The organism is Streptomyces sp. MUSC 14, assembly GCF_001866675.1.
Lineage (GTDB): Bacteria > Actinomycetota > Actinomycetes > Streptomycetales > Streptomycetaceae > Streptomyces.
Genome location: NZ_MLYN01000047.1, coordinates 1 through 23525, shown reverse-complemented (window position 1 = coordinate 23525; position 23525 = coordinate 1). Strand labels below are relative to the sequence as shown.

19 protein-coding genes and 3 pseudogenes are annotated in these 23525 nt (G+C 69.8%); 9 read left to right on the top strand and 13 right to left on the bottom strand.

Going from position 1 to position 23525, the window contains the following annotated elements:
• The first annotated feature begins 192 nt into the window (after positions 1–192).
• The 4 genes and pseudogenes from BIV25_RS28645 to BIV25_RS28630 all read left to right on the top strand — a co-directional run bounded on the left by BIV25_RS28645 (position 193) and on the right by BIV25_RS28630 (position 5113).
• Positions 193–1323 carry a globin domain-containing protein gene (locus BIV25_RS28645; RefSeq protein WP_371273072.1) on the top strand — a complete coding sequence of 377 codons (1131 nt, stop codon included), beginning with the start codon at positions 193–195 and terminating at the stop codon, positions 1321–1323.
• A 169-nt stretch (positions 1324–1492) separates the two neighbouring features.
• Complete coding sequence (locus BIV25_RS28640) at positions 1493–2626, top strand: nitric oxide synthase oxygenase (RefSeq protein WP_079176950.1); 1134 nt, start codon at positions 1493–1495, stop codon at positions 2624–2626.
• Between the two features lie 390 nt (positions 2627–3016).
• Positions 3017–3127 (top strand): annotated as a pseudogene (locus BIV25_RS47740) (IS5/IS1182 family transposase); the annotation flags it as partial.
• Positions 3128–4696: 1569 nt separating this feature from the next.
• Complete coding sequence (locus tag BIV25_RS28630) at positions 4697–5113, top strand: hypothetical protein (RefSeq protein ID WP_071375337.1); 417 nt, start codon at positions 4697–4699, stop codon at positions 5111–5113.
• Positions 5114–5489: 376 nt separating this feature from the next.
• On the opposite strand, the gene BIV25_RS28625 is transcribed toward BIV25_RS28630, so the two are convergent.
• The 3 genes from BIV25_RS28625 to BIV25_RS28615 all read right to left on the bottom strand — a co-directional run bounded on the left by BIV25_RS28625 (position 5490) and on the right by BIV25_RS28615 (position 7511).
• Positions 5490–5909, bottom strand: coding sequence for an ATP-binding protein (locus tag BIV25_RS28625; RefSeq protein WP_079176949.1), 420 nt, complete (start codon positions 5907–5909; stop codon positions 5490–5492).
• A gap of 182 nt (positions 5910–6091) precedes the next feature.
• Positions 6092–6883, bottom strand: a complete 792-nt coding sequence (locus BIV25_RS28620) for a zf-HC2 domain-containing protein (RefSeq protein ID WP_071375406.1) — start codon at positions 6881–6883, stop codon at positions 6092–6094.
• 25 nt (positions 6884–6908) lie between these two features.
• The gene (locus BIV25_RS28615) at positions 6909–7511 is read right to left on the bottom strand and encodes a sigma-70 family RNA polymerase sigma factor (protein ID WP_071375335.1); all 603 of its coding nucleotides are present in this window, start codon (positions 7509–7511) and stop codon (positions 6909–6911) included.
• A 583-nt stretch (positions 7512–8094) separates the two neighbouring features.
• On the opposite strand from BIV25_RS28615, the gene BIV25_RS28610 reads away from it, so the two are divergent.
• Positions 8095–8391, top strand: coding sequence for a plastocyanin/azurin family copper-binding protein (locus tag BIV25_RS28610; protein ID WP_071375405.1), 297 nt, complete (start codon positions 8095–8097; stop codon positions 8389–8391).
• A gap of 68 nt (positions 8392–8459) precedes the next feature.
• The gene (locus BIV25_RS28605; RefSeq protein ID WP_256256148.1) at positions 8460–9392 is read left to right on the top strand and encodes a metallophosphoesterase; all 933 of its coding nucleotides are present in this window, start codon (positions 8460–8462) and stop codon (positions 9390–9392) included.
• A gap of 238 nt (positions 9393–9630) precedes the next feature.
• On the opposite strand, the pseudogene BIV25_RS53230 reads toward BIV25_RS28605, so the two are convergent.
• From BIV25_RS53230 to BIV25_RS28580, 5 genes and pseudogenes are all read right to left on the bottom strand, one after another.
• Positions 9631–10217 (bottom strand): annotated as a pseudogene (locus tag BIV25_RS53230) (MFS transporter); the annotation flags it as partial.
• 15 nt (positions 10218–10232) lie between these two features.
• Positions 10233–10508, bottom strand: a pseudogene (locus BIV25_RS53225) (CBS domain-containing protein); the annotation flags it as partial.
• Positions 10509–10574: 66 nt separating this feature from the next.
• The gene (locus BIV25_RS28590) at positions 10575–11564 is read right to left on the bottom strand and encodes a nitroreductase (RefSeq protein ID WP_071375333.1); all 990 of its coding nucleotides are present in this window, start codon (positions 11562–11564) and stop codon (positions 10575–10577) included.
• Positions 11565–11594: 30 nt separating this feature from the next.
• Positions 11595–12473, bottom strand: a complete 879-nt coding sequence (locus tag BIV25_RS47730; RefSeq protein ID WP_079176948.1) for a universal stress protein — start codon at positions 12471–12473, stop codon at positions 11595–11597.
• 233 nt (positions 12474–12706) lie between these two features.
• Positions 12707–14083 carry a nicotinate phosphoribosyltransferase gene (locus BIV25_RS28580; RefSeq protein ID WP_071375403.1) on the bottom strand — a complete coding sequence of 459 codons (1377 nt, stop codon included), beginning with the start codon at positions 14081–14083 and terminating at the stop codon, positions 12707–12709.
• A gap of 171 nt (positions 14084–14254) precedes the next feature.
• Between BIV25_RS28580 and BIV25_RS28575 the strand changes: the two genes are divergently transcribed.
• On the top strand, positions 14255–14659 hold the full coding sequence (locus tag BIV25_RS28575; RefSeq protein ID WP_071375332.1) for an Hsp20/alpha crystallin family protein: 405 nt from the start codon (positions 14255–14257) through the stop codon (positions 14657–14659).
• A 60-nt stretch (positions 14660–14719) separates the two neighbouring features.
• On the opposite strand, the gene BIV25_RS47725 is transcribed toward BIV25_RS28575, so the two are convergent.
• The 3 genes from BIV25_RS47725 to BIV25_RS28560 form a co-directional block, all read right to left on the bottom strand.
• Positions 14720–15232, bottom strand: coding sequence for a V-type ATP synthase subunit D (locus tag BIV25_RS47725; protein WP_256256147.1), 513 nt, complete (start codon positions 15230–15232; stop codon positions 14720–14722).
• Between the two features lie 432 nt (positions 15233–15664).
• Positions 15665–16528: an alpha/beta fold hydrolase gene (locus BIV25_RS28565; RefSeq protein ID WP_071375331.1), complete on the bottom strand. Its 864-nt coding sequence runs from the start codon at positions 16526–16528 to the stop codon at positions 15665–15667.
• A 240-nt stretch (positions 16529–16768) separates the two neighbouring features.
• Positions 16769–19210: a SpoIIE family protein phosphatase gene (locus tag BIV25_RS28560; RefSeq protein ID WP_371273075.1), complete on the bottom strand. Its 2442-nt coding sequence runs from the start codon at positions 19208–19210 to the stop codon at positions 16769–16771.
• A gap of 439 nt (positions 19211–19649) precedes the next feature.
• Here BIV25_RS28560 and BIV25_RS54560 point away from each other — a divergent pair, with 439 nt between their 5' ends.
• Positions 19650–19865 carry a hypothetical protein gene (locus tag BIV25_RS54560; protein ID WP_177235444.1) on the top strand — a complete coding sequence of 72 codons (216 nt, stop codon included), beginning with the start codon at positions 19650–19652 and terminating at the stop codon, positions 19863–19865.
• A 560-nt stretch (positions 19866–20425) separates the two neighbouring features.
• On the opposite strand, the gene BIV25_RS28550 is transcribed toward BIV25_RS54560, so the two are convergent.
• The gene (locus BIV25_RS28550) at positions 20426–21187 is read right to left on the bottom strand and encodes an SDR family NAD(P)-dependent oxidoreductase (RefSeq protein WP_071375329.1); all 762 of its coding nucleotides are present in this window, start codon (positions 21185–21187) and stop codon (positions 20426–20428) included.
• Between the two features lie 429 nt (positions 21188–21616).
• Between BIV25_RS28550 and BIV25_RS28545 the strand changes: the two genes are divergently transcribed.
• Entirely contained in the window at positions 21617–22225 is a 609-nt protein-coding gene (locus BIV25_RS28545) for a TetR/AcrR family transcriptional regulator (RefSeq protein ID WP_256256145.1), read from the top strand.
• 764 nt (positions 22226–22989) lie between these two features.
• Here BIV25_RS28545 and BIV25_RS50475 read toward each other — a convergent pair.
• A complete protein-coding gene (locus tag BIV25_RS50475; protein WP_143076711.1) occupies positions 22990–23169 on the bottom strand; it encodes a hypothetical protein in 180 nt (59 codons plus the stop codon).
• Between the last annotated feature and the right edge of the window lie 356 nt (positions 23170–23525).

Genomic DNA, 23525 nt, shown 5'->3' with positions numbered 1-23525 from the left:
GATTCAATCTGAAGCGGGAGGCGCCCGGTGATGTTTTCCCGTGCGTCGCGAGGACGCCGTGACGCGGCGGATGCCACGGCGCAGTCACCGGAATCAACAGCGCCTCCTTCCGTTCCTTCGCCCCCGACGCCGAGCCCACTGCCGGACCTCGTTCCGCTGACCGCGGAGGAAATCGACCTGATGCGCGCGAGCGTGGCCGTGGTCGGCCCGTATGCAGCGGACATGACGGTGTATTTCTATGCCATTCTGTTCACGCGCCACCCCGAGGTGCGTGGGCTCTTCCCGGACAATATGGACGTGCAGCGCGACCGGTTGCTGCGCGGCCTGCTGCAGATCGTCGACCTCGTCGACGACCCGGATAACCTGATCCGGTTCTGCGGCCGGCTCGGTCGCGACCACCGCAAGTTCGGTGCGTTGGACGGCCACTACCCCGCGGTGGGCGACTGCCTGCTCACGGCTCTGGCCCGCTACGCCGGCCCGGCGTGGAGCCCGGAGCTGGCCGCCGCATGGACGCACGGATACGACGTCGTCGCGCAGGTGATGACGCACGCCGCGAGGGAAGACGCCCGCACGGCGCCCGCGGTGTGGGAGGCGGAGATCATCCACCATCTGCACCGTGGCCACGGAATCGCGGAAATCACGGTGCGGCCCGACGCGCCCTACCCGTACACGGCAGGCCAGTACGCGAGCGTGGAGACGCCCTGGCACCCCAAGGCGTGGCGCTACTACTCGCCCGCGCACGCACCGCGATCGGACAACACCGTGACCTTCCACGTGCGTGCGGTCGCCCGGGGCCAGGTCAGCCAGGGCCTGGTCTACAGTGCCAAGCCCGGGGACGTGGTGCGGCTCGGACCCACGCAGGGCGACATGACGCTCGACCCGCGCACAGACCGGGATCTGGTGTGCGTGGCCGGCGGGACCGGCATGGCCCCCATCAAGGCCCTGGTCGAGGACGCGGCCCGCACCGGGACAGAGCGCTACGTCGACGTCTTCGTCGGCGCGCGGACCGCCGAGGAACTCTATGGCCTGGACGACATGCTCAGGATGTCCCAGCGGCACCACTGGCTTTCGGTGCGGGCCGCGGTGTCGCACGAGCGCATCGCGGGGCTGGAGGGCACCCTGCCTCGGGTGCTGGGGGAATTCGGTCCGTGGTACCGGCACGAGGCGTTCCTCTCCGGGCCGGTGGACATGGTCACGCAGGCCAGAGCCACCCTGGCCCGGCAGGGTATCCCGCAGGAGCGGATCCATTTCGACCCCTTCGACGTGCCCGCACTCGAGGCCGCGTTGCTGCCCCGGCGGTTGCGGGAACCGCCCGAGGGCTGATCGTCCGGCCCGATCCGGCCGACCCCGACCCCGCCATACGTCCACTCGCGTGCCGCGTTCGCCCGCCGAGCACGGATGCGACCCGTCCGCTCCCGGCCTAGCGTCCGCCGGACCACCACGGGCGCACCCGACCCGTGTGAGTGCCAGACCCCGAGCAGGAGACAATCCGGTGCAGCTCCCCCCTTGGTCCGACTCAGCTCGGCGCCGCCCGTCGGCGCAGGAGGCCGTTCTTGCGGCCGCCGAGGTGTTCATCCGGCAGTACGCCGCCGAGAATCCGGGCGACGGCGATCCGCGCCGGCGGCTGATGGAGGTCACCGCGGAGGTGGAGCGCTTCGGCACGTACGAACACACCCCCGCGGAGGTGGCGTTCGGCGCGCGGGTGGCCTGGCGCAACGCGGCACGCTGCATAGGCCGGCTCTACTGGAACAACCTGATCGTGCGGGACCTTCGACACGTCACGCATCCCGACGACATCGCCAGTGAGTGCTTCGAGCATCTGCGGATCGCCACCAATGGAGGCCGTATCCGGCCGGTCATCAGTGTCTTCGCCCCCGATCGCCCCGGCCGTCCCGCCGCCACGCTGCTGGGCGAGCAGTTGGTGCGCTACGCGGACGACCCGCGCAGCGCCCACCGGGTGGCGCTGGCCCGGGACTTGGGCTGGAAGGGCGGCGAAACCCCTTTCGAGGTGCTGCCGTTGCTGGTGCAGCCCGGCTCCGGCCCGGCCCCGGAGTTCTACGAGGTCCCCGAGGACGCCGTGCTGGAGGTGCGGTTGACGCATCCACACCATCCCGGGTTCGCCGACCTCGGTCTGCGCTGGTACGCGGTGCCGGCCGTCAGTGACATGTCGCTGGAGATCGGCGGGGTCACGTACCCGGCCGCGCCCTTCAACGGCTGGTACATGGGCACCGAGATCGGCTCGCGCAACCTCGCCGACACCGACCGCTACAACCTGCTGCCCGCCGTCGCCGAACTCTTCGGCCTCGACACCCGCAACGAGCGCACCCTGTGGCGGGACCGCGCCCTGGTCGAGCTCAACCTGGCGGTCCTGCATTCCTATGAGCAGGCAGGGGTGAGCATGGCCGACCACCACACGGAGTCGCGGCGGTTCCTCGCGCACGTGGACCGCGAGGGGCGCCATGGCCGCCCGGTGCCGACCGACTGGAGCTGGATCGTCCCGCCGCTGTCCGGAGGAGCGACCGCGGTGTTCCACCGCTACTACGACCCTGAGGACCACGACCTACGGCCGGCCTTCGTGCACCGGACCGCAGGAGCGCCGGAGCGATGCCCGTACGGCACGGCGTGAGTGGCCATTCGATCCGGGACCCGTACTCCAGCATGCGCAGGCTGCGCCGGGATCCCCCACACCCGCGACGACATGTGGGCAGACCAGCTCCTCTGGCGTACGACATGACTACGTCAGCCGAGGTCCAGCAGAACGGACGGCACGGAGCCCGGAAGACACCTGCCGTGACAGCTCGGCGGCCTGCGCCGGGGGAGCGCGGTCGCCGCCCTGGGCGCGCACAGTGGCCAGTCCTCCTCGTAGTACGCGCGGGCGGCCTCCAGCTTCTCCTGGAGGCCGCATCGGCGACCGGCCGGACCACGCCGAACTTGCTCCGGCCGCTCGGCACGCCTGCTTGTCATCTGGCCGACGCCGTAGGCGCGCGCAGGTACGGGGCGGGGCACATGGAGTGGGATTGTTCCGGACGGACCGCGGGAGATCGCGAAGCCGCTGATCCCTCCGCCGAAGGTGCGGCCGCAGGGCGGCGGGACGCAAGACACACCTGACGAGACGCTGTTCGCATCGAGGCTTGAGACATCGGCTCGCCCGAACGGCCAGGCTTGTGCTGCCCGCCCCGCTCGCCCTCAGGCGCTGCGGGGCTCTGCGTGCAGGACAGTGAGTCGATCCTCGCCAGGTTTCCCGGGCCCGAGACGGCCTGTTGGGGCAGCCGCGGCGTCGCCACGTTGCCGGACGGCGACAACGAGGGTCCGGGGCGCTGCTGTGTCAGTCGGTGGACCTCGCCGGAAGCCATGGTTCGTGCCATCGCGGATGTCCGACGACGAGCTTGCTCGCTCCTGCGGTCCCCAGGTTCCCTGCCGGTGGCGCTCGGGTTGCCGGGCGCCTCCAGCGGCGGCTGGACGATTCGCCGCGTCTCATCCACCGACTCCTCCCGGGTGAACAGGCTTGTGATGCCTTGCGCTGCGTCACTGGGAGCCGTCAGCTTCTCTCGTACCGGGAGATACACGCGTGACGCAGCGGCGGTGAAGTGGCTCTTCCGCAAGCTCCTCAAAGGTCTTGAGTACGTCCCCCGTGTGATCGTCACGGACAGGTTGCGCAGCTACGGACCTGCCCAGCGGCAGGTCATGCCCTCGGCGGAAGAACTTCCGCTCCAGCGGTGCAGCCCAGAGATTCCTGTCCGCCTTCTCCCGGATCTTCAGCCACTTCCGACCCCGACGGCATCTGATCACAGCCAGTGACTACCGCACCGAGATGACCGAACGATTCCTCATCTGGAAGAACGTCACCGGCATGGCAACGACCGGCTGACCGGGACGCTCCCTCGGGCCAACCCGCACCCGCAGCACGCCCCCACCCACCAAGCCCACCCATAACTTGACGACACCCTCATGGGTACAGGCGGTGGCCACCGGCCACCCATCGGCGTCGAGCGCCGCCCCTGCACCCGGGCACGCACTCGCCATCACCCCCGTACCCCACCACGCCTGGTATGCCTGGCTCGCCCCAGCGCTGCTACTCCTCGGCTTCGTCACCTATCCGTCAAGCGACCTCCTGCGCCGGGGCCCGGTCCTGAGCCCGGCGCGGTGGCTGGCCGGCCTCGGCCCGCTGGAAGTCGTGGCGACGGCCGCCTGCCCGCCGTCTTCGTGGCAGGCAACGGTGCAGCGGCGCCCGTCATATGGGGCCGTCCGGCTTCGTGGCTGGCGGTGCAGGCGCTCTCCGTCGCGGTAGTGGTGTCCGTCTGGGCCTCGGCAACCACACTCTGGCGCCGACGGCTGACACCGAGCTGGGCGGTCTGGCTGCGCCAGGCCCCGGCCGGACTGGCCGTGGTCGGGTTCGTATCGTGGGCGGTGTGGTGGGGTATGGCCGGGTGACGACCATCGCGCCTCTACGACTCCGGCACGACACCTCGGTGGGTGTCTTCCGGATCGGAGCCCTTGTGCGGCAACCGTCCTCCTTTTCCGCGGGCAGGCGTCGCCTCTTCCGCTCACTCGTCTGCACCGTCGGGGGCGACGGCGAGCGCCCGCCCGCCGAGGCTGGACGTGACACGAGTGCGGCGCGTTGCCGATCCGGAAGCCCGACCGCCGGGGCCGCGGCGTCACAGACACACATGCCGATGGAAGGAAAGGGTGCCGTCGAATGTCACACCACGCCGCGAGGAGGCCGGCGGCCACCTGGTGGGTAGCCAGGTTGGCGGGAGCCCTGCTGTGCCTCGCAGTCGCCGTCATTCATGTCAAAGATCAAGGCGGCGTCACGGCGACGAGAGACCCCCACTACATCGGTGTCGCCTATCATGTCCTGGAGATCGTTGCCGTGATCGCTGCTGCGCTGCTCCTCGTCGGCCTCGTCCGGCTGGGGTGGCTCCTGGCGGCCGGGGTCGCTGTGGGCCCCCTGCTGGGGTACATCCTCTCCAGGGGGCCGGGACTGCCCCACTACAGCGACGACATCGGCAACTGGACGGAACCGCTCGGGTTGCTCAGTCTGGCCGTGGAAGGAGCCCTACTCCTTTTGTCGGTACCGCTCTTGGTACGGAGTCTGCGCCGCAGAACCTACTAGGACTGCTCCGGGGACGCCGGTGCAGGCTTTGCCTCAGAAGCGGGTTTCGTGGAGGCCTCGGCCTGCCGCCGTCCGGACAAGGCGGCGCGTCAGGTTCGTCAAGGGCTGACCGGGTTGTGTGCAGGCGCGGCCTGAGTGGCGGCGGCCACGAATGAGGCGACCAGCGGCCGGCGGTCCTGCTCGACCATTGCGGTCCGGAGCGTGAGCCCGCAGCCATGGCGGGACGGATCCCTGTGATGGTGACGATGGGCACTGGCCCGTGGCGCGCACCGCCACGTGACGTACGTGCGACGATCTACGGCGGCGAGTACCAGGTGAGCGGGGCGAGCTTCGGCTCCGGAACACGGCTCCGTCGGAGGAAGTCCCCCGAGGCCGGTCATGCAGAGCAGCGGAGGCAGGCGCGGACTTCCCGGCCGGTGTGCGTCTGGCGGATCTCGGTCGACTGCGCGAGGTACGAGACGATGCCGGTGCCGCGTCCGTGTTCGTCCGGGGCGACGTCGTACGAACCGTGCTCCACGGCGGTTCCCGAGTCGCTGACGACGATGTGCAGCGCGCCGTGGTCGAGGAGGAGTACCAGCGTCATGCACTCCCGGCCGTACTGGGCTGCGTTGGCGGTGAGTTCGTCGACGATGAGAACGGCGGAGTCACGCTCGTTCTCCGGAACGCTCCAGCACTCCAGCAGGTCCGCCGTGAAGTGACGCGCGGCGGACACATGCGCCTCCCGCGCGGGCAGAGTCAGCGTCGCCCGCTGGGAACAGGGCCGTGCACTGGCGCGCTCGGAATCGGTCGCAAACATGGTCTTCTGACTCTTCTGTGTGGTGGAGGGAGGTCGGACCAAGGCGAGGACCACCGGGAACGTGGCGGCGGTCGGTACGCCGGAACCTGTATGTGAGCGCTCACCCGGTAATACGCATGGCGACCGGTATTCGGTTCGCGGGATTTGTGTCCTGTCCCCGATTTATTGGATTCCAGATGACCTCATGCCCGGATCGTGACCAGCTTCTGGCCGTTCCCGGCGATGATCTCGAAGTGGTCGATGGCTCCAGGAGCCATGGGAACCGCACCTGGAATCCTCGTTCCGGCCGGGTACTTGCCGGCCCGCCAGGTGGCGGCGTCCGTCCTCGTCCCACCGGGCCCGATCGCCTGCAAGTGGCAGATCACGCCGGCTGGTGCACCATGCGCCGAGACCTGCAGGACACTGCCCCAGGCCGAGGGGAAGACCTTCACCGAGGCGGTGACTCCGGTGGACGAGTCGTTTCCGGAGAAGGTGCGCGACGGAGTCGGCGCGGTAGGTCCCGGCTGCTGGGCCTGACCTGTGACGGATGTACTGGCCGCCAGCCAGGTGCCGCCGACTGCCGCCGCCGCGACCAGCGTCAGGGAGGCGGCCGCGCCGGCCACTTGCAACCGCCAGGTCCTGCGGCGCCTGGCCGCGGCTTGCTGGAGCATCCTGTCGAGCAGCCCCGCCTCGGGGGCCTGCGGTTCCGCGGACACGCCGGACGGTGCCTGAGGTGCGCCCTGCGCGCTCTGGGCCGCCCGCCGCACCAGGCGGTCGGCCAGGTCCTTGTTGCCGGCGGGCACCGTCCGTCCGGCCGCTTCGTCCGCTGTGACCATCGCGAGCAGTGCCGGCAGTCCGGCGAGTTGCTCGTGCTCCGCCCGGCATGCGTCGCATGTCGCCAGGTGGGCATGTACCTGTTCCATCTCGGCCGGGGACAGCGCTTCCAGGACGTACCCTCCCAGAGCCATCCGCACTGCGTCGTGGTCCGTGTTCATGGCCGGCACCTCCTGCATGCCTCGCTCATGGCTCGATGCCCCGTTCCTGCAGTGCAAGCCGGAGGGCGTGCAGGGCGTAGTACGTTCGCGACTTGACCGTGCCCAGCGGGATGCCCAGCACGCGTGCGGCCTCCGCCATGGTCCGGCCCCGGTAGTACGTCTCGACCAGTACGGCGCGGTGGTCCGGGGACAGCGTGCGAATGGCGTCGGCCACCGCCCAACTTTGCAGCGCTTGCTCGATCTGGTCCTCGCCCACGGTCTGCTGCGCGGCCCGCTCCAGGGCCTCGCCACCGGTCTCCGCCGGCCTGGCCTGCCGGGCCCGGTGAGCGTCGATGACCAGGTGCCGGGCGACCGTGAACAGCCAGGCCCGCGCAGGACCGCGTCGCGGTTCGAACGCGGTGGGGTGTTGCCACGCCCGCAACAGCGTCTCCTGCACCACATCCTCGGCCCACTGCCGGTCTCCTGACGTCAGGCGCAGCGCGTAGTGGAACAGGGGACCAGCGTGCTCGGCGTACAGAGCGCGGATCAGTTCCTCGTCCGTCGCTGACACGGTCCCTTTACCAGAGACACGGTGTGCGGAGCGATTCGTATCAGCCGGTTGACCATGTTTGCGGGCACTCCATGGCATAAGTCGAGCATTCCCTATATCTGCTCTTTTGTCGTGCCACATGATGTGTGTCCTGTGACATCTGTGGCGACTGATTCGACCCTGGGAGATCGCAAGGGACTCCGGCAAAAGGTGTGTCCTGGTCGAACCGGGCGGCACTGCCGTCCGTGAAGTCGGACAAGAGCAGAAATGCGAGGCGGAGTGCCGACCAGCGTCGCCGTGCTACCGCCGTGACATGCCCCCGCTCGCCAGGCGCGCTGCGGGACGCGCGGCCGTCGCACGCGGATCCCGGACGCGCCGGATCGTTGCGCGTGCTCGGCCATCACTTCCCCCTCTTCCTGATCGGTGAGGAACGAACACCATGTATCCGACCTTTGATCATGCCGGTCGGCGCACACGCGTCGCGGCCGGGCTCACAGCCATGACGGTAGCCGCGCTGGGGTTGCTGAGCGCGTGCGGCCAGTCCCCACACTCCACCGCAGTCGGTGCCATCACCCCTGGTCCGGGTCAGCGCCAGGTGGCCGGGATGCCCGGTGCCTCCACGCCGGGACATACGGCGAGCAACGCCATCGGCGCCTCGCCCATGCCTCATACGCCCATGCCCATGACTTCGCCCAAGGCGGGCGCATCCGATGCTCCGGTGGCCGCAGACGCTGTGGCGATCAAGAATTTCGCGTTCTCCCCGACCACGCTGAAGGTCAAAGTGGGCATGACGGTGACCTGGACCAACCAGGACGCCGACGCCCACACCGTCACCAGCGCCGCATCGGGCGGACCACTGCACTCGCCCGCTCTGGCGACCCATGCCACGTACAGCTACCGGTTTACCGAGCCGGGCACCTACGCCTATCTCTGCACCATCCATCCCTTCATGACGGCCAAAGTGGAGGTGACCCGATGACCGGGTACCGTGACGCTCGGGATCCAGTCCCGGGCGGCGCTGCCGACCAGCCCACCGAGGAACACGGCATGTCGCGACGTCAACTCATCAGGCACGCCGGATGGTTCGGCGGGGCCGTCGTGTTGACCGTGGCCGGCGGAGAGGTGTTCAGCCACATTGCCGATCCCCGGGGCACCAGTGCCGTAGCTGCCGCGGAAGGACGCGGCGCGGGAACCAGCAGCGTCCTGCGGTTCGTACAGGTCTCCGACAGTCATATCGGCTTCCACGGTCCGGCGAACACGGACGTGGTCGGCTCGTTCACCGAAGCGATCGACCAGGTCAACTCGCTCGGCTTCCGGCCCGACTTCGTCATGCACAGCGGCGACCTGACACACCTGTCCACGGCGGGCCAGTTCGACCAGGTCAGGCAGATGATGACCAGGTTGTACACGGACCGCGTCTTCACCGTGCCCGGTGAGCACGACTCCATCGGTGATGCGGGCCGCGCATACCGGCAGACCTTCGGGAAGGGCACGCTGGGTGAGGGCTGGTACAGCTTCGACACCCACGCAGTGCACTTCATCGCCCTGGTGAACACTCTCAGCCTGGAAAAGCTGGGTCATCTCGGCACCGAACAGATCGACTTCGTACGCAAGGACCTGGCGGGACTGTCGTCGGACACCCCGATCGTGGTCTTCAGCCACATCCCGCTGTTCGCCATGTACCCCCAGTGGGGCTGGAGCACGGACGACGCTCTGAAGGTGATCGCACTCCTGCGCCGGTTCTCCTCGGTGACCTGTCTCAACGGACACGTCCATCAGCTGTTCACCAAGACGGACGGCAACATCACCTTCCACTCCGCCACCACCACCGCCTACCCACTCCCGAAGCCCGGACGGGCCCCGGCCCCGACCCCCCAGGTCGTGCCCGCCCGACAGCTCAAAGCCGCGCTGGGTATTCGCACCGTGGGCTACCATCAGGGCGACCGGGAACTGGCGGTCAAGGACAAGAGGCTGGCCTGAGCAAGACCGCCACAATCAACGGAGCAACCGTCCCGTCCCGGCCCGCACGTGTCCCGACGTGCGCCGCACCGGCCTCCGTGCGTGCCGCCGCCTTCGTGGGGGACTTGCGCACGGCCCGCCCCCACGGCTGGAAGACCCACCTCGCCGACCTGGCCGGCGAGAGCGGCCTGGAGATCACCGTGTGTCATCCGCCGCCCGGCACGTCACGCCGTTGTTTGCGTGGTCAAGTGGTGCTCGCCGAGATGTTCTCGGCCATCGGGGCGCCCATCGCGACCAGGATGTCCCGCCAGTGGTTGCGCCGGACAGCGATGAACGGCGGCTGCTCGGCCCGTTGCTCCGCCTTGCACCGCTCAGCCTTGGCCAGAGCCTCCTTGAACAGCGGGGACTCGTCGACGGACAGCCCGATCCACAGGCCGATCATGACCAGCACGGCGGAGAGCAGGAAGGGCACCCGCCAGCCCCAGGAGTTGGAGGCGTCGTCGCTGAGCACGGTGGTCATCAGGGAGAGGATTCAGACGGTGAGCAGGTTGCCGGCGGGTGCGCCCCCTGAGGCCAGGACGCCCAGAAACCGCGTTGCTTCGCATCACCGTGTTCGGACACCAACAGCACCGCCCCGCTCCACTCGCCGCCGAGGGCGAAGCCCTGGATCAGCCGGAGGGTGGTGAGCAGCAGCGGCGCCGCGACACCGATCGTGTCGTAGCCGGGGACGCAGCCGATCAGGGCGGTGGAAAGGCCCATCGTCAGCAGGCCCAGCAGATCCGCCAGTTGCCGGAAGACGTGAAGGAACAGGTCGTCGATGGTGAGCACGCCCACCACTCGGCCCGAGTCCAGGACCGGCAGCCGGCGGACGCCGGTGCGGCGGAACGTCCGGTAGGCGGTCTGGAGGTCGTCGTCGGCCTTGACCGTGACTGCCTTCGCCGACATGACCGCGTCCACCCGTGCCGTCAGGTCCAGGCCGCTGCCCAGCCCGCGCAGGGCGAGGTCGCGGTCGGTGACGATGCCGTGCAACGCTCCGTCCTTGACCACGAGGACGGAGCCGACGGCGTATGTGGCCATCCGGTGGGTCACCTCGGACAGGGAGACGTCCGGTGCCACGCACACCGGCGGAATGGTCATCACCTCGGAGACTTTCATTAGGGCTCCTGCCTGCCTGCCCGGTCGGGGCTGCGCGCGGGGCCCGCGTCAGAGGATGTCGAGCAGATCGGCCACCGGTCGCCGTGGGCTCGCGGGTCCCTCGGGTCCGTGGCCGAGCCGGATCACCATCTGGACGTGGGCCATGGCCGAGCCGGGGTCGCGGACGGCCCATCGGATCTCCGGCCACTCCAGGGGCTGGGACGTGACCGACGTGACCAGCCCGTCCGTGGTGGCCTGGAGCAGGACCCGCTCCAGTGCCTGACCCGCGCGCAGCCAGTGTGCGGGCTGGTCGTGGGTGGTGCCCAACAGCGCGATGTTCGGGTGTTTCTCGAAGGGGGCCCAGCCGCGTCCGGGCACCGGGCGGCCCGCGGCGAAGTCCCGGACCGGGGCCGAGGTGCCGTACTGGCGAGGACCGAACGCGTCCGTGGCGATGCCGTCGGCAGCCCCGCCGCTGTCCGACGGTTCGGTACGGGTCCACCGTGCCGTTTCCTCGCGCATGTCCGGATCGAGGGCCTCCCTGCCCTCGGCGTCCCGTACCAGTTCCAGGATCGACTGCACGTGCCAGGCGCCGGGGAACTCCAGGTGCGCACCCTCGGCGCGGGCCGCCTCGTACAGCCGGTCTCGTAGGAGGGCGGGGATCTCCTCGTCGCGGTAGGGCACGCGGCTGGAGTGACGGCGTTGGATCGCAGGGGACAACCGGGTGAGCGCCGCGTCGGGTGTTCCGGCGCCGCACAGGGCGACCTCGGCGAGGAACTCCGGGCAGGCCGGGTCGGGCAGCAGCCGGACGACCGGTGCCAGCCCTGCCGCCGCGGCGGCCACGCGCAGGTTGAGCAGCGCGGCGCCGCAGCCGATGTGCAGGCCCCGGTTGTCCGGGTCGGTCCGTGGCAGTGTGCGCCTGAGGTCGGCGTACAGGCGCAGGACGCCGCGCTCGCGCAGGTAGCGGAACGTCCAGGGCTGCGTGTTGTGCAGCGAGGGCGCCGCGCCGGCGTCCCTCACGAGCGCTGTGACAGTGTCCACAGCAAGGGGTTGTACGGTCACGGCGGCCTTCCTTCGTGCCGGTCCGGTGGTTCACCGGGGTGACGGGACGGCGATGACCGGGCAGCGGGCATGGTGCAGCACACCCTGGCTGACCGAGCCCAGCAGCATGCCGGTGAAACCGCCGCGCCCTCGGGTTCCGACGACCAGGCCCAGCGCATGCGCCGAGGCCTCGGTGAGGACCTGGACGGGATGCCCGACGACCAGTTCGTGACGCAGGTCCACCTCGGGGAAGCGGTCGCGACGGCCTGCCACGATCTCCGAGAGCAGCCGGCGGGCCTCCTGCTGCGGCCCGTGCTCGTCGAAGACCCTCAGCAGGCCGGGCTCCCACACGAGCAGGGCCCGCAGCTCGGCGCCGTGCAGGGCCGCCTCCTCGAACGCCACGTCGACCGCGGCACCGGAATGTTCGCTGCCGTCGACACCGACCACGAAGTACACGGGCTCCTGAGTGAGGTGTTCCGGCTCGGGCACCACCACCAGCGGACAGCGCGTGTGAGCCATGACCGGCAGGGCGACGGACCCGGAGCCGAACACCTCCCGGGTCCGGCTCAGATGACGCGATCCCAGCACGACCGCGGTGGCCTCGCGACTCTGCTCGCGCAGCACCCATGCGGGGTCACCCTCCGTGAGCAGGGTGTCCACCTCAAGGTGCGCGTGCCGGGCCGCGACGAAGCCCGCGGCTTCCTCCAGCACCTGCTTCCCGGCCTTGTGCAGCCCCTCGTTCCACTCCTCCCAGGACGGCGGTACCTCGCGGCCGCGATAGCCCCTGGTCGGAACGCCCTCGGCATGGACCGCCCGCAACGGAAGCCCACGGCGAGCGGCCTCGTCGGCGGCCCAGGCCAGCGCCACCCGCCGGGCCGGATCGGGATCGACGCCCACCACGATCGGCAGGCGGTCACCGGGCCGGGACATGGTCGCCTCCAGCCGTCAACTCGCCGGGAGAGCAATCCGGCCCCCAACCGGCAGCTGGTACAGCCCTCTCCTCCAACGGTGCGAAAGCGGGCATCACCCTCGGCCTCCTCCAGGCGGCGGCGACGGAAGAGCGCTGCCGCCGATTCCATGAAGGCCCCGCTGCGGCCGGCCCGACATGGGCCATTGGGCCCCACAGCAGACCTGTCGGCCCCTCGCACCGGGGCCAGGACCGGTCACCGCGGTCGGGCGGGGAGCGCGGAACCGGTGCGGACGGCGGCGTTCCGGTGCGGCCGGGCTTCGATGCCGGAGCGCACCGTGGCGGTCAGATGCTCAGGAGCCGGGGACCGGATCGGCGAGACAGGATCTGGATCCTCGATCCTCTGCGCCGGTCCGGGCAGCGCCGCAGCATGCTCGCGGAATCGCTCGCGGGCGTCCTGCCAGTGGTCCGGCGGCCCGGTCCGGCGCCCGTTGCGCATGACGGTGCGCAGGAGTGGCTGCGGGGAGTCCGGCGGGTCCTCCTGCGCCAGGGCGAAGACATCGGGAAGTCCCGTCCGGCGGAAGATCTGCTTGCGGCCGGGGGCCGTGATCTTCGCCGAGGACAGTTTCATGACGGGCCGGCCTGCGTACTCGACGAGCTTGTACGCGGCGTCCAGATACGGGGCGTCCGCGGCCACGCCCACCCGGGTGCCCACGGCGTACACGTCGATCGGTGCTCCGGCGCGAACCAGCCGGTCCACGCCGTACTCGTCGAGCCCGCCGCTGGCCACGATCCGTACTCCGGGCAGCCCGGCGCTGTCCAGCAGGGCCCGCGCCCGCCGGGCGAGCGCGTCGAGGTCGCCGCTGTCCAGGCGGATCGCACAGCCGGGGCCGCGCCGGAGATCGGTCAGTACCCGGGCGGCGATGCGCACGCCCTCCTCGGTGTCGTAGGTGTCGACGAGGAAAGTGACCGGACCGGGGAGGCTCAGTGCGAAGGCGCGGAAGGCCGCCTCCTCGCTCGGGAAGGCCTCGATGTACGCATGGGCCATGGTGCCCGAGGCCGGGAGGCCGGGAGCGACCGCGGCTGCGACATTGCTCGTGCCCGCGAAGCCCACCAGCGCGCCCAGCCGGGCGGCCCGCATCCCCGCCCACGGGCCGTGCGTACGGCGCAGCGAGTAGTCCACCACCGGCCGTCCGGCCGCGGCCGGCACACAGCGCGCCGCCTTGGACGTCACCACGGTCTGATGGCAGAGCTGGTTCAGCAGGTATGTCCCGACGAGCTGGGCCTGCGGCAGGGGCGCGGTCACCTCCAGCAGCGGCTCCCCGGCGAACACCACATGCCCTTCCGGTACGGCCCGCACCTCGCCCCCCTCGAAGGCGAGGCCGACCAGGGGCATCAGATCGTGCACCGGACGGTGCAGGGCGGCGGCGAAGTCCTCGACGTCGTCGCGTTCGACGCGGTAACGGGCCAGGAAGTCCAGGGCGGCCTCCAGGCCCGCGGCGACCAGGAAGCCCCGGCCGGGCGGGAGATCGCGGACGAAGAGGCTGAACGAGGCCGGTGCGCGCATGTCCTCTCGGAGATAGGACAGGGCCGTCGTCACCTCGCAGAGATCGGTGGTGGTGACGTCGGACATGGTGATCACCGCCGAGGGTGGTGGTTTCCTCGTCACCAGTCTGATCGCGAACATACGGCGCAAAAGGGGACTTCGGGGACCTGGCGATGGGCCGTTCGGCCTCAGCAGCGGGTGAGCGGGCGCGCTGCACTGGAGGTGTCGGCGGACGACGACAACCGAGGAGGTACGGCGATGGCCACACTGATACGCAGGCAGAGGTTCCCGTTCCCGGAGATCCCGGACTGGTTCGAGACGTTCCCCAGCAGGCTGACCGTGCCTGCGGTCCGTATCGAGGACTACATGCAGGACGACCGCTACGTCATGCGCGCCGAGCTTCCGGGCATGGCCGCCGAGGACATCGATGTCGTGATCGGCGACGGGGTGTTGACGGTGCAGGCCGAACGTACCGAGCGGGAGGTGGACAAGAGCCACAACGAGATCCGCTACGGCGAGATGAGCCGCAGTGTGACGCTGCCGCCCGGCGCCGACGAGGACGACGTCAAGGCCGACTACACCGACGGGATGCTGACCGTCAGCGTGGGTCTGGGCGCCCAGAAGCCCGAGGCCAAGCACGTGGAGATCCAGCACGGCGGCTGACGAGGACGCCTTCGTCCGGCGGGCCCGAGGGGCCCGTCGCCGTCGTTGCCGCTCCCGCCGTCATCGTGCGCCGCGGCGCGAAGCGGCCCAGCGGCGCCTGACCGCGTCCTCGTGCTCGCCCTCCTCCAGAGCCAGTTCCACGGCCTGAAGTTCCCCACGCAGCCGTGGGATCCAGCGCCGGCGCAGGGCGCGGACCCGCTGCCGGGTACGTACCGCCTCGGCGGCGAGCAGCTCGGCCGCGGCCTGGTGGGCGGCGTACTGCGCAGCGGCTTGTACGGCAGCGCGACAGGCCGCCTCGGCATGCGCCAGCGCGGTGTTCGGCGGCGTGCGTTCGCCGGGGGAGCGGACGGGATCCGTCCAGGAGACGGTCGCCGGATGCCGTACGCCCATCAGCGTGGCCCACCCGATGTCGACCCGGCCCCGGTCGACCGGCGCCGCCTCGCCGAGTGCCCCCTCACCGCCGAGCAGCACCCCGCGCCCCAGCCAGCCGTCGGCCTCGACGAGTCGCTCCCAACCGCCTGCCCCACCCAGACCAGCACGCAGCCCAGATGACCATGGTCCGGAAAGCGTCACCGCCGGGCCTCGAAGGGGGCCTGCCTGGAAGATCGTGTAAGTCCGTGACGTGACAGTCTGGGCGCAGGCTCGACCCCGGGGGCCTCTGGCCCAGCCTGTGATCGGCCGGCCATGAGCCGCTTGCGCGGTTCGCACACGGCATGTCGTCGCAGGCCGGAGGCCCGGAAGCCAGGGCCCGTCACGGCGCCTCGGGCAGCGGGTGGGCCACGGCGTCATCCCGGTCCGCCGGCAGACAGCAGCACCTGCTCCTGCTCCCGGACTCGTGGTGATGCGCTTGCTGTGACCAGCCCGGGCCCCCGGGCCTGCACGCCGCAGACGTGTGAAGGTTGAAACGCCGTCTGCGGCTCCGCGCGGGTGACGGGAGAATGGCTCGACGAAGGTTACGTCTGCCTCGGCACTGTCACCGCTGCTGCCCTCCTCATCTGGCTCCGATCATGATTCGGCAGGCAGGAGCGCGGCGATTTCACCCAGCACCCGGGCTGCCGGTGCCGGGTCGACCAGCCACTTCAGGTGGCTGCTGGTGAGCGTACGGACGTCGTAGGGGTTCTCCGGTGTCAGCGCGTCGCCCTCGCGGATCATCCGGTCCTGCATGGCGAGCGGCACGCTGGTGTCCTCGGCGAGCCGGACGTACGTCCTGGGGATCCGCCCCCAGCTGTCGGGCTGCGCCCGGTCCTCGGGTGTGCCGGCGTCGAGGTTCTCGTCGGGCTGGAAGGTGTTGAGGAAGACCATGAACTCCTCGTCCGTCCCGTCGGCGAGGAAAGCCGCCTTGAAGGCCGCGAGGACGCCGGCGTCGGCGGTGCGGAAGTTGGAGCGCAGCAGCCCGAGCTCGGCGGGGTTCCCGACCATCGCCGATGCCAGCCCTGTGGCGTCGACCGTCGCCATCTCGGGCTCGGCGTAGTAGGCGCTGACGTCGAGGTCCACGGGGCACCAGGCGGAGACATAGACGATGCGGTCGATCAGGTCGGGCCGCTGGTTGGCTGCGACGGTGGCGGTCATGCCGCCGCGGCTGTGGGAGACGAGGATGACGGGCCCGTTCCGCCTGGCCCGTTCCAGTATCCCGATGAGGTGCGCGGCGTTGTCGGCGAGCGTGACGCCCTTGATTACCCCGGGTGCGGTGGCGAGACCACCGAGATCCTGCGGCGCCTGATAGGCCCGCGGGTACGTCGCGGCGAACCCGTGCCCCGGAAGATCGACGGCGACCGAACGGTGTCCGAGGAGGCCGAGTTCGGCCTGGAGCGGCGCGAAGGAGAAAGAGTTCGCGAAGGCTCCGTGAACCAGTACGAACGTCGGTTGCATCTGTCCACACTCACTTTCTGGTCCCGTGCGACGTCGGCGGCGCGCGCGTCACTCTTCCCGACGCCGCGAGCCACCTCACGGCCGAGGAACGAGACGTCGTCCTGCGGCGCACCATCCAGCCGCAGAGATGTCTTCGTGCATGGCAAGCGTCAGCGGTCAAGCGGCGGAGTCACGAAGGCAGCGCGCGAACGACTGCCCATTGTCCGATGATCCACACTACTCAGTGAAAGATCATCCGCACTACCCGAACGAACCCTTCCGCATGTGCACTTCCCCAACCGCCCCCGCACGGCCCCGGCTTCGAGGGGCGGGCCTTCTCAGCACCACTGTGACGCGGGGACCCCTCCCACCACGGCCAGGTTTGCGGGCAATCCAGTGTGAAACCAGTGGACCCCGGGCCACTGTGATCGGGAAGCCCGAGACACGGCCTGGAATGCTCATGAAGATCTTGGTGGGAGGTCGCCCGGCCGGGCTCCGTCGCTGATTCCGAGGGCTCTGGATGGCAGAACCGGCCCCTTGATCGCCTCTACCTGATGCTGAACGTGGACTGGAGTTGAACCCGTTCCAGCGGTCCTCGTGGTGGTGTTCAGGTCGTGAGGGCCTCGATCGCCGCGTGAGGATGATCAGGTCAGAGAGTCTGCGTGGTCCAGACCGTCTTGCCGTCGCGGGAGTAGCGGACGCCCCAGTTCGTGCGAGCTGGGCGATGATGAACAAGCCGCGTCCGCCTTCGTCGATGGTCTTCGCGTGGCGCAGCCGCGGCGCGAGGGGATTGCCGTCGTGGACCTCGCACGTGAGGATGCGGTCCTTGATGAGCCGCAGCCGCAGCGGCGGAGTGCCGTAGCGGACAGCGTTGGTGACCAGTTCGCTGACGACCAGTTCGGTGGTGTAGGCGGTTTCCTCATCCACTCCCCAATGGGCGAGCTGGTGTTGTGTGTGGGCGCGCGCTGTCGCGACGGCCCTGGGATCGTGGTCGAGATGCCACGCGGCGACCCGGTCGGCGGGGAACGTGTGGATGCGGGCGAGGAGGAGGACGACGTCGCCCTGGCCGGTGCCGTCCCGCAGTCGGTAGAGCATGTCGTCGCAGAGTTCCTGCAGTGGCCGATCGGGGTGGGTCAGTACCTGCTGGAGTGTGTCCGGGGACGGGGAGGTGTGCAGGAGGGGCGCCGTGCAGAAGGCGAGGACGCTGCCGTCGGGGACGGGAATCGTGGTGGTGGCGAAGGGGGGCCCTTCGGCTGTGCCCAGGGGAGGTCCGCTGGGCAGGTCAAGGGTCTCGGCTCTCCCGTCGGGATGGGCGATGACGGGTGGGGGGTGGCCGGCCAGGGCGATGGTGCAGGTCTGGGCGAGGGGGTCGAGGACCGCGTACGAGCAGCTTGCGGTGAGCGGCATGCGGTCGCCGGGCGGCAGAGACGCGCGTTCCCGGGCCAGGCTTACGACGGTGTCGTTGAGCCGTGCCAGGAGTTCGTCGGGATCCAGTTCGAGTGCGGCCAGGGAGTGGATGGCGATCCCCAGCTGTCCCATGGTGGTGGCCGCGTAGATGCCTTGCCCGGCGACGTCGCCGACCACCAGCGCGGTGCGCGCGCCTGACAGGGCGAAGGTGTCGAACCCGCCGCCCCCGCCGGTCTCGGAGGGCACGTGAAGGTGTGCGGTTTCCACGGCCGTCTGCGACGCCGGGGAGAGAGGCAACAGATGGCGCTGGATCGTCAGGGCGATGGTGTGTTCGCGGGTGTAGCGGCGGGCGTTGTCGACGCACAGCGCGGTGTGAGCGGCCACTGCCATGGAGACGGTGACATCGCCCTTGTCGTAGACGTCCGCCTGCTGGGTCCGGTACAGGCTCAGAAGTCCCAGCACCGTGCCACGCAGCGTCAGAGGCACTGTGATGAGGCTGCGGGCACCGGACGCGCGGATCGCCTGGCTCCGCTGCGGATCGGCGGCCAGCCAAGGCGTGTCGGGGCCCAGGGCGATGAGGCGGGGCTCAAGGTCGGCCAACGTCTGGGCGTATGGCGTCGGGAACGGCAGAGCGCGCACGTCACCCACCGGATGGGCCTGGATCTGCTCCTCGCCGCCACTGCGGCCGAAGGCGACACGGCGCAGCGGCACTTCCCGCTCCAGAGGGCTCGGCGGAGGGTTTTCGCCACGTACCACGGCGTCCACCACTTCCACGACGGCGATGTCGGCGAGGTTGGGTACCACCTCCCGCACCAGTTCCTCACAGGTGGCCACCACGTCGAGGGTCTGTCCCACGTGTCTGCGAACCGAGCGGAGGACGCGCAGGCGGGCGCATACCTTTTCGCGTTCCGTGACATCGACCATCTCCGCCAGTACCCCCCAAATTCGCCCTTGCGAATCCTCCAGGCGAGATGCCGAGACAGAGAACAGGTACTCCGGCCCCGGCGCGCCTTTCGGACGCACACCCACCAGCTGCCCCCGTGCGGGAGTGCCGCTCTGCAGCACGTCGGCCAGCATCGCCTCCACCTCACCGGGTGCGGAAAGGTCGTATACGTCGGTGACGTGCCGGCCGACGGCCGGCTCAGGGGGCACTTTGCGCAGAACAGGCCTGGTGAGGTTGACCCGCAGGACTCGCAGATCCGTGTCCAGGATCAGCAGACCTGTGGGGGACTGGTGGAACAGAGCTTCCACTACGGCAGCGTCCTCGACGGGCGAGAAGGCTTTGTTTTGCGCCATGGCAAGTCCACCTCCACTATCCAGCCTGCGCCCGGCTTCCAGGCGCTGCTCCCTCGCTTCGTGAGACGTGTGTCGGAGGTCCGTGGGGCGGCCATGGGTCTGGGCGGCCGCCCTGCTCGGTCTGGGGCGCCGTCTGAGTGTGTCGGAGGTGTGTCGTGAACGCTGAGAGACAGCGGGAGAGGGGGAGCCGGTGAGACAGACTCCCACCCGGCCACGGACCGATCGTCCGCGGCCTTCCTGAACAGCTGTGTCGGGTTCCGCGTCGGCTCCCGCGGGCGGTGGAGTCCGCATGGACGGGTCGAGTCCTGAGCGATCTTGAAAACCTTGACGGCGCGAGCCACCGTGGGTTCGCATCCCGCATCCCGCATCCCGCATCCCGCATCCCGCATCCCGCGCCCAGCGCCCAGCGCCCAGGACGTTCCCCCGGACGGACTGCGACGTGCAGGCGCACCCCAGTAGCGAAAGGACCTTCCATCACCCGGAGGTCGGTGACATAACTCTCTGCTACCAGTCGATACAGCTCGACGGTACTCCTGGGCACCGCCTCGTCGTGTTCTTCGCCGCGCCAGTCAGCCCCGCGCACGCCACGATGCTTCTCCGTGACGAGGGGGTCGGCGAAGCGGACTCCGAGCGCGTCGAGGAGGACCGGAGCTGACGAGGGTCGGCTCCCGTGGCAGAGGTCAGGGCTTGACGAGGACCTCCAGCCTCGCGGTCCGGCTCGATCTTTCCTTCGAGGATGCCGGGAAGCAGTTCCTCCATGTAGGCACGGGCCGGGGCCACACCACCCGTGATGGTGACGTACTTCGCGAAGTCCATGAAGCCGAAAGGGATCTCGCCGTATTGCGGTACGCCGGCCCCGCTGATCGCACTGCCGGGGCGGACGACGCCGAGGCCCATCTCGAGGGCCGACAGGATGCCGACGCACTCAAGCACGGCGTGGGTGCCCATACCGTCGGTCCGCTCCCACACGTGGGCGATGCCTTCCCCGCCGCGCTCGGCGACGACCTCGGTGGGCCCGAACTCGACTCCGAGGTTGGTGCGGTCCCTGCGCCGCCCATCGGAAAACCCGACCATGATGGGGCCTCTGGCGTGGTTGCCGCCGTGCGGCCGTGCCCCAGCAAGCAGACACGGACGATGGTGTCGGCCGGCGCGAGAGGGGCGTGGGCCGCCACCGTGCCTCCATGCCCGCCTCGGAGTTGGCCGCCGGGACGGCGCTCAGACCTGCTCGGTGGGGCGTACGAGCATCTCGTTGACGGCCACGTGCCGGGGGCGGGTGGCGATGTGGCCGATGGCGTCGGCGATGTCCTGGCTCTGCAGCCGCTCGATGTCGCCCAGACCGGCGACGATCAGCTGTTGGACGGCTTCCGAGTTGTGCATGCGCAGTTCGGTGTCGACGCTGCCCGGCTCGACCACGGACACGCGGACGTGCTGGCGCCCCAGCTCCTGGCGCAGCGCCTCGCTGAAGCCGGTGACGCCGAACTTGGTTGCGCTGTACACGGCGGACATGGCGAAGGCGCTGCGGCCGTTCAGCGAGCTGACGTTGATGATGTCGGCGACCTGGCGCGGCGCATCGGTGGCGGCCTTGACCAGGTGGGGGAGGGCCGCGTGGGTCGTGTACATCAGGCCCATGAGGTTGATGTCGATCATGCGCTGCCAGTCGGTCAGGTCCGCGCCGGGGGTGGGTCCGAGCAGCATGAGGCCGGCGTTGTTGACCAGGATGTCCAGGCGGCCCAGGCCTTCGACGGTCCGCTCGACCGCTTCTGTGGCGGCCTGGGCGGTGGTGATGTCGGCGGGTACGACCAGAGCCTTCCCACCCGCCTCGGAGACTGCCGCGGCGAGCCCGGTGAGCCGGTCCTCGCGCCGGCCGACCACGGCCACGGAGGCGCCTTCGCGGGCGAGCTCCAGCGCGGTGGCATGGCCGATGCCGCTGGATGCCCCGGTGACCAGGGCGACGGTTCCTTCAAGACGCTGCGTCATGGTTCAAGCCTTTCGACGAACGGTCGCGTTGTTGCGGGCCGAGCGGGATATGGGGGACGAACGGGCCTGCTGGCCAGGGCCGTGAGGGGTGGACGGCCGGTCAGGCCGGGCTGCCGCGGTTCTTCGCGGTCTGGGAGGGCGAGACTTCGTGGCCCTGCAGCGAGCGAGCGCCACTGGCGACACTGCCACCCAGGCGCTGCACAACCATCCTGGTCGGCAACCCCGCCCGGAAGATCGAGATGCCACCCCTCGGAGGTAGGAAGACCGGTCGTTCTACTTCTCGACAATAACCCTGCCGGCATCCTCGCGCCAGCGGATGAGCGGCGCGTGGGACCCCTCACGGCGGCGGCTGCCCCGGACGAGCCTCGCGGACGTCATCGCGGCAGATCTGATGCGAGACCCGGTCGGAGCCGAGGGCACAATGGGGAAGTGAGCAGCACTGGGCAGAAGAACACCGACGCCAAGCACTGGGAAAGCACGATCGAGGCAGACCTGCCGCCTCGCGAACGTCTGGTCAGGGCCGCGTCGCGGCTGTTCTACTACGAGGGCGTACGCGCGATCGGCGTGGAGCGGCTGATCGCCGAGGCCGGGGTGACCAAGGCGACCTTCTACCGGCACTTCGCCGCCAAAGACGACCTGGTCGTGGCCTATCTCCTGACCAAGGACGCCTACTACAAGGACGTGGCCGAACCGCTGGCCGACGGGCATCCGCCAGTGGAAGCGATCGACCTGATCTTCGAGGCGATCGCTGAGCACGCCCGCGAGCGCGGCTTTCGCGGGTCGCCGTTCATGAACGCGGCCGCCGAGTATCCGGACGCCACCCACCCCGTCCGCGGCTTGGTGACGGCTCACCGGGACTGGATCCGCACCCTCTTCCAGGACCTGCTCACCCGGCTCGGCCACGCCGACCCCAAGTCGGCCGCCGGTGCACTGCTGATGCTCTACGACGGCGCGATGGCAGCCGGCTACCTGGACGACTCGACGGCCGCCCACAAGACCCTGCTTGACGCGGTCCGACTGATCCGATCGGGAGGCTGACCCCATCGAGGGCGCGCGAAACACCGGCTCCCTCACCGCGGCAAGCCCTGCCGTCCGCCAAGCCCTCGACCGCCCCGGCCTCAACCCTGCCGGACCAGAGCGGCGAACTGCCCGCCCCGTAAGACCTCAGCCGACTGCCCCTCGGACGGACACTGCCCGTGAGGCGTTCGTGGCCTGACGCGACAGTGAGTCCTGGCCTACCCGCGCTCCCTGCGTGTCACCGTGTCGCCGGTGGTGATCACCTCATCGCACCTGCCTCGCGTACGGGATGACGGGGATCCGGTCGATCAGCGGTGCGTAGCGGGAGTGGAGCGGCACGCCAGGGAAGGTGTCGAAGGCACAGGTGGTCCCGTCGGAGTTCGGGAGCTCCTCGGAACGGTTCGGGAGCTCCTCGGAACGGAAGGTGTCGCCGCCCATTTCGCACGGACGGAGACCGTCAAGTCGCTCGCGCTGCCCAGGACTTCACGGGGCAGCAGGACGTACGCGCCGTCGGAGGTGGGTGCTCCGCCGGGCAAAACCTGCGCCGTGCCACCGTCCGTGCCCGCAACGGACCGGGCTGTGGAGGCGTCGACCAGGGGCGCCGTGATGGCGTCCCGCCAAGTGGTGTAGCCGATCAACTGGCCAGAATGCCCAGGTCACCGCTGCATCGACCCGGCTCGCGGCCGCCCGTGGTGCTGCGGCAGGTCAGCCGGGCGCAAAGCGGGAGCGGTGTGCCCGCGGGGTGGCCAGCGCGCGGCCTTCCGGAACGCGTCGAGCAAGGTCGCTTACACCACGAGGCGGGACACGATCGGCGCCGTGGAACCGTTGCCGGAACTGTCGGCGATCTCGCCGGAGGCGAGGTCGTCCTCGTCGAAGGTGTAGCGGGCAGCCGGCGGGCCCGCGCCGGGAGTCGGAGCCACGGCGGCCGGGGCGCCGCACCGGGCGGATTCGTCAGTGCAATGCATGGATCGCGTTGCGTCCTCAATCCTTCAGTACCGGCATGCGTCGAACCGATAGACCATCTACGCCACACCTCGTCGAACCGGTTCGGCGAAGCTAGCACCGGACAACCCCGCCAGCAATCCCTTCGACGCGATCTACCGGCTCCGGATCCGACTCCGCCCCGGGATTACCGGATTGTGTCGGGGGTGTTGACAGGCCCTACGGGCGATTCCTACCTTCACTTCATGCGAACCGGTTCGACAACCCGGAGATCGCCTCTTCATCGTCCCCAGCCCCAGGCGCCCGGCGCTATGTTCCTCCCGGAGCAGCGAACCGGTTCGAGCAAGGGATGGTGTCCCTCGTCGTGGTGTACGGGATC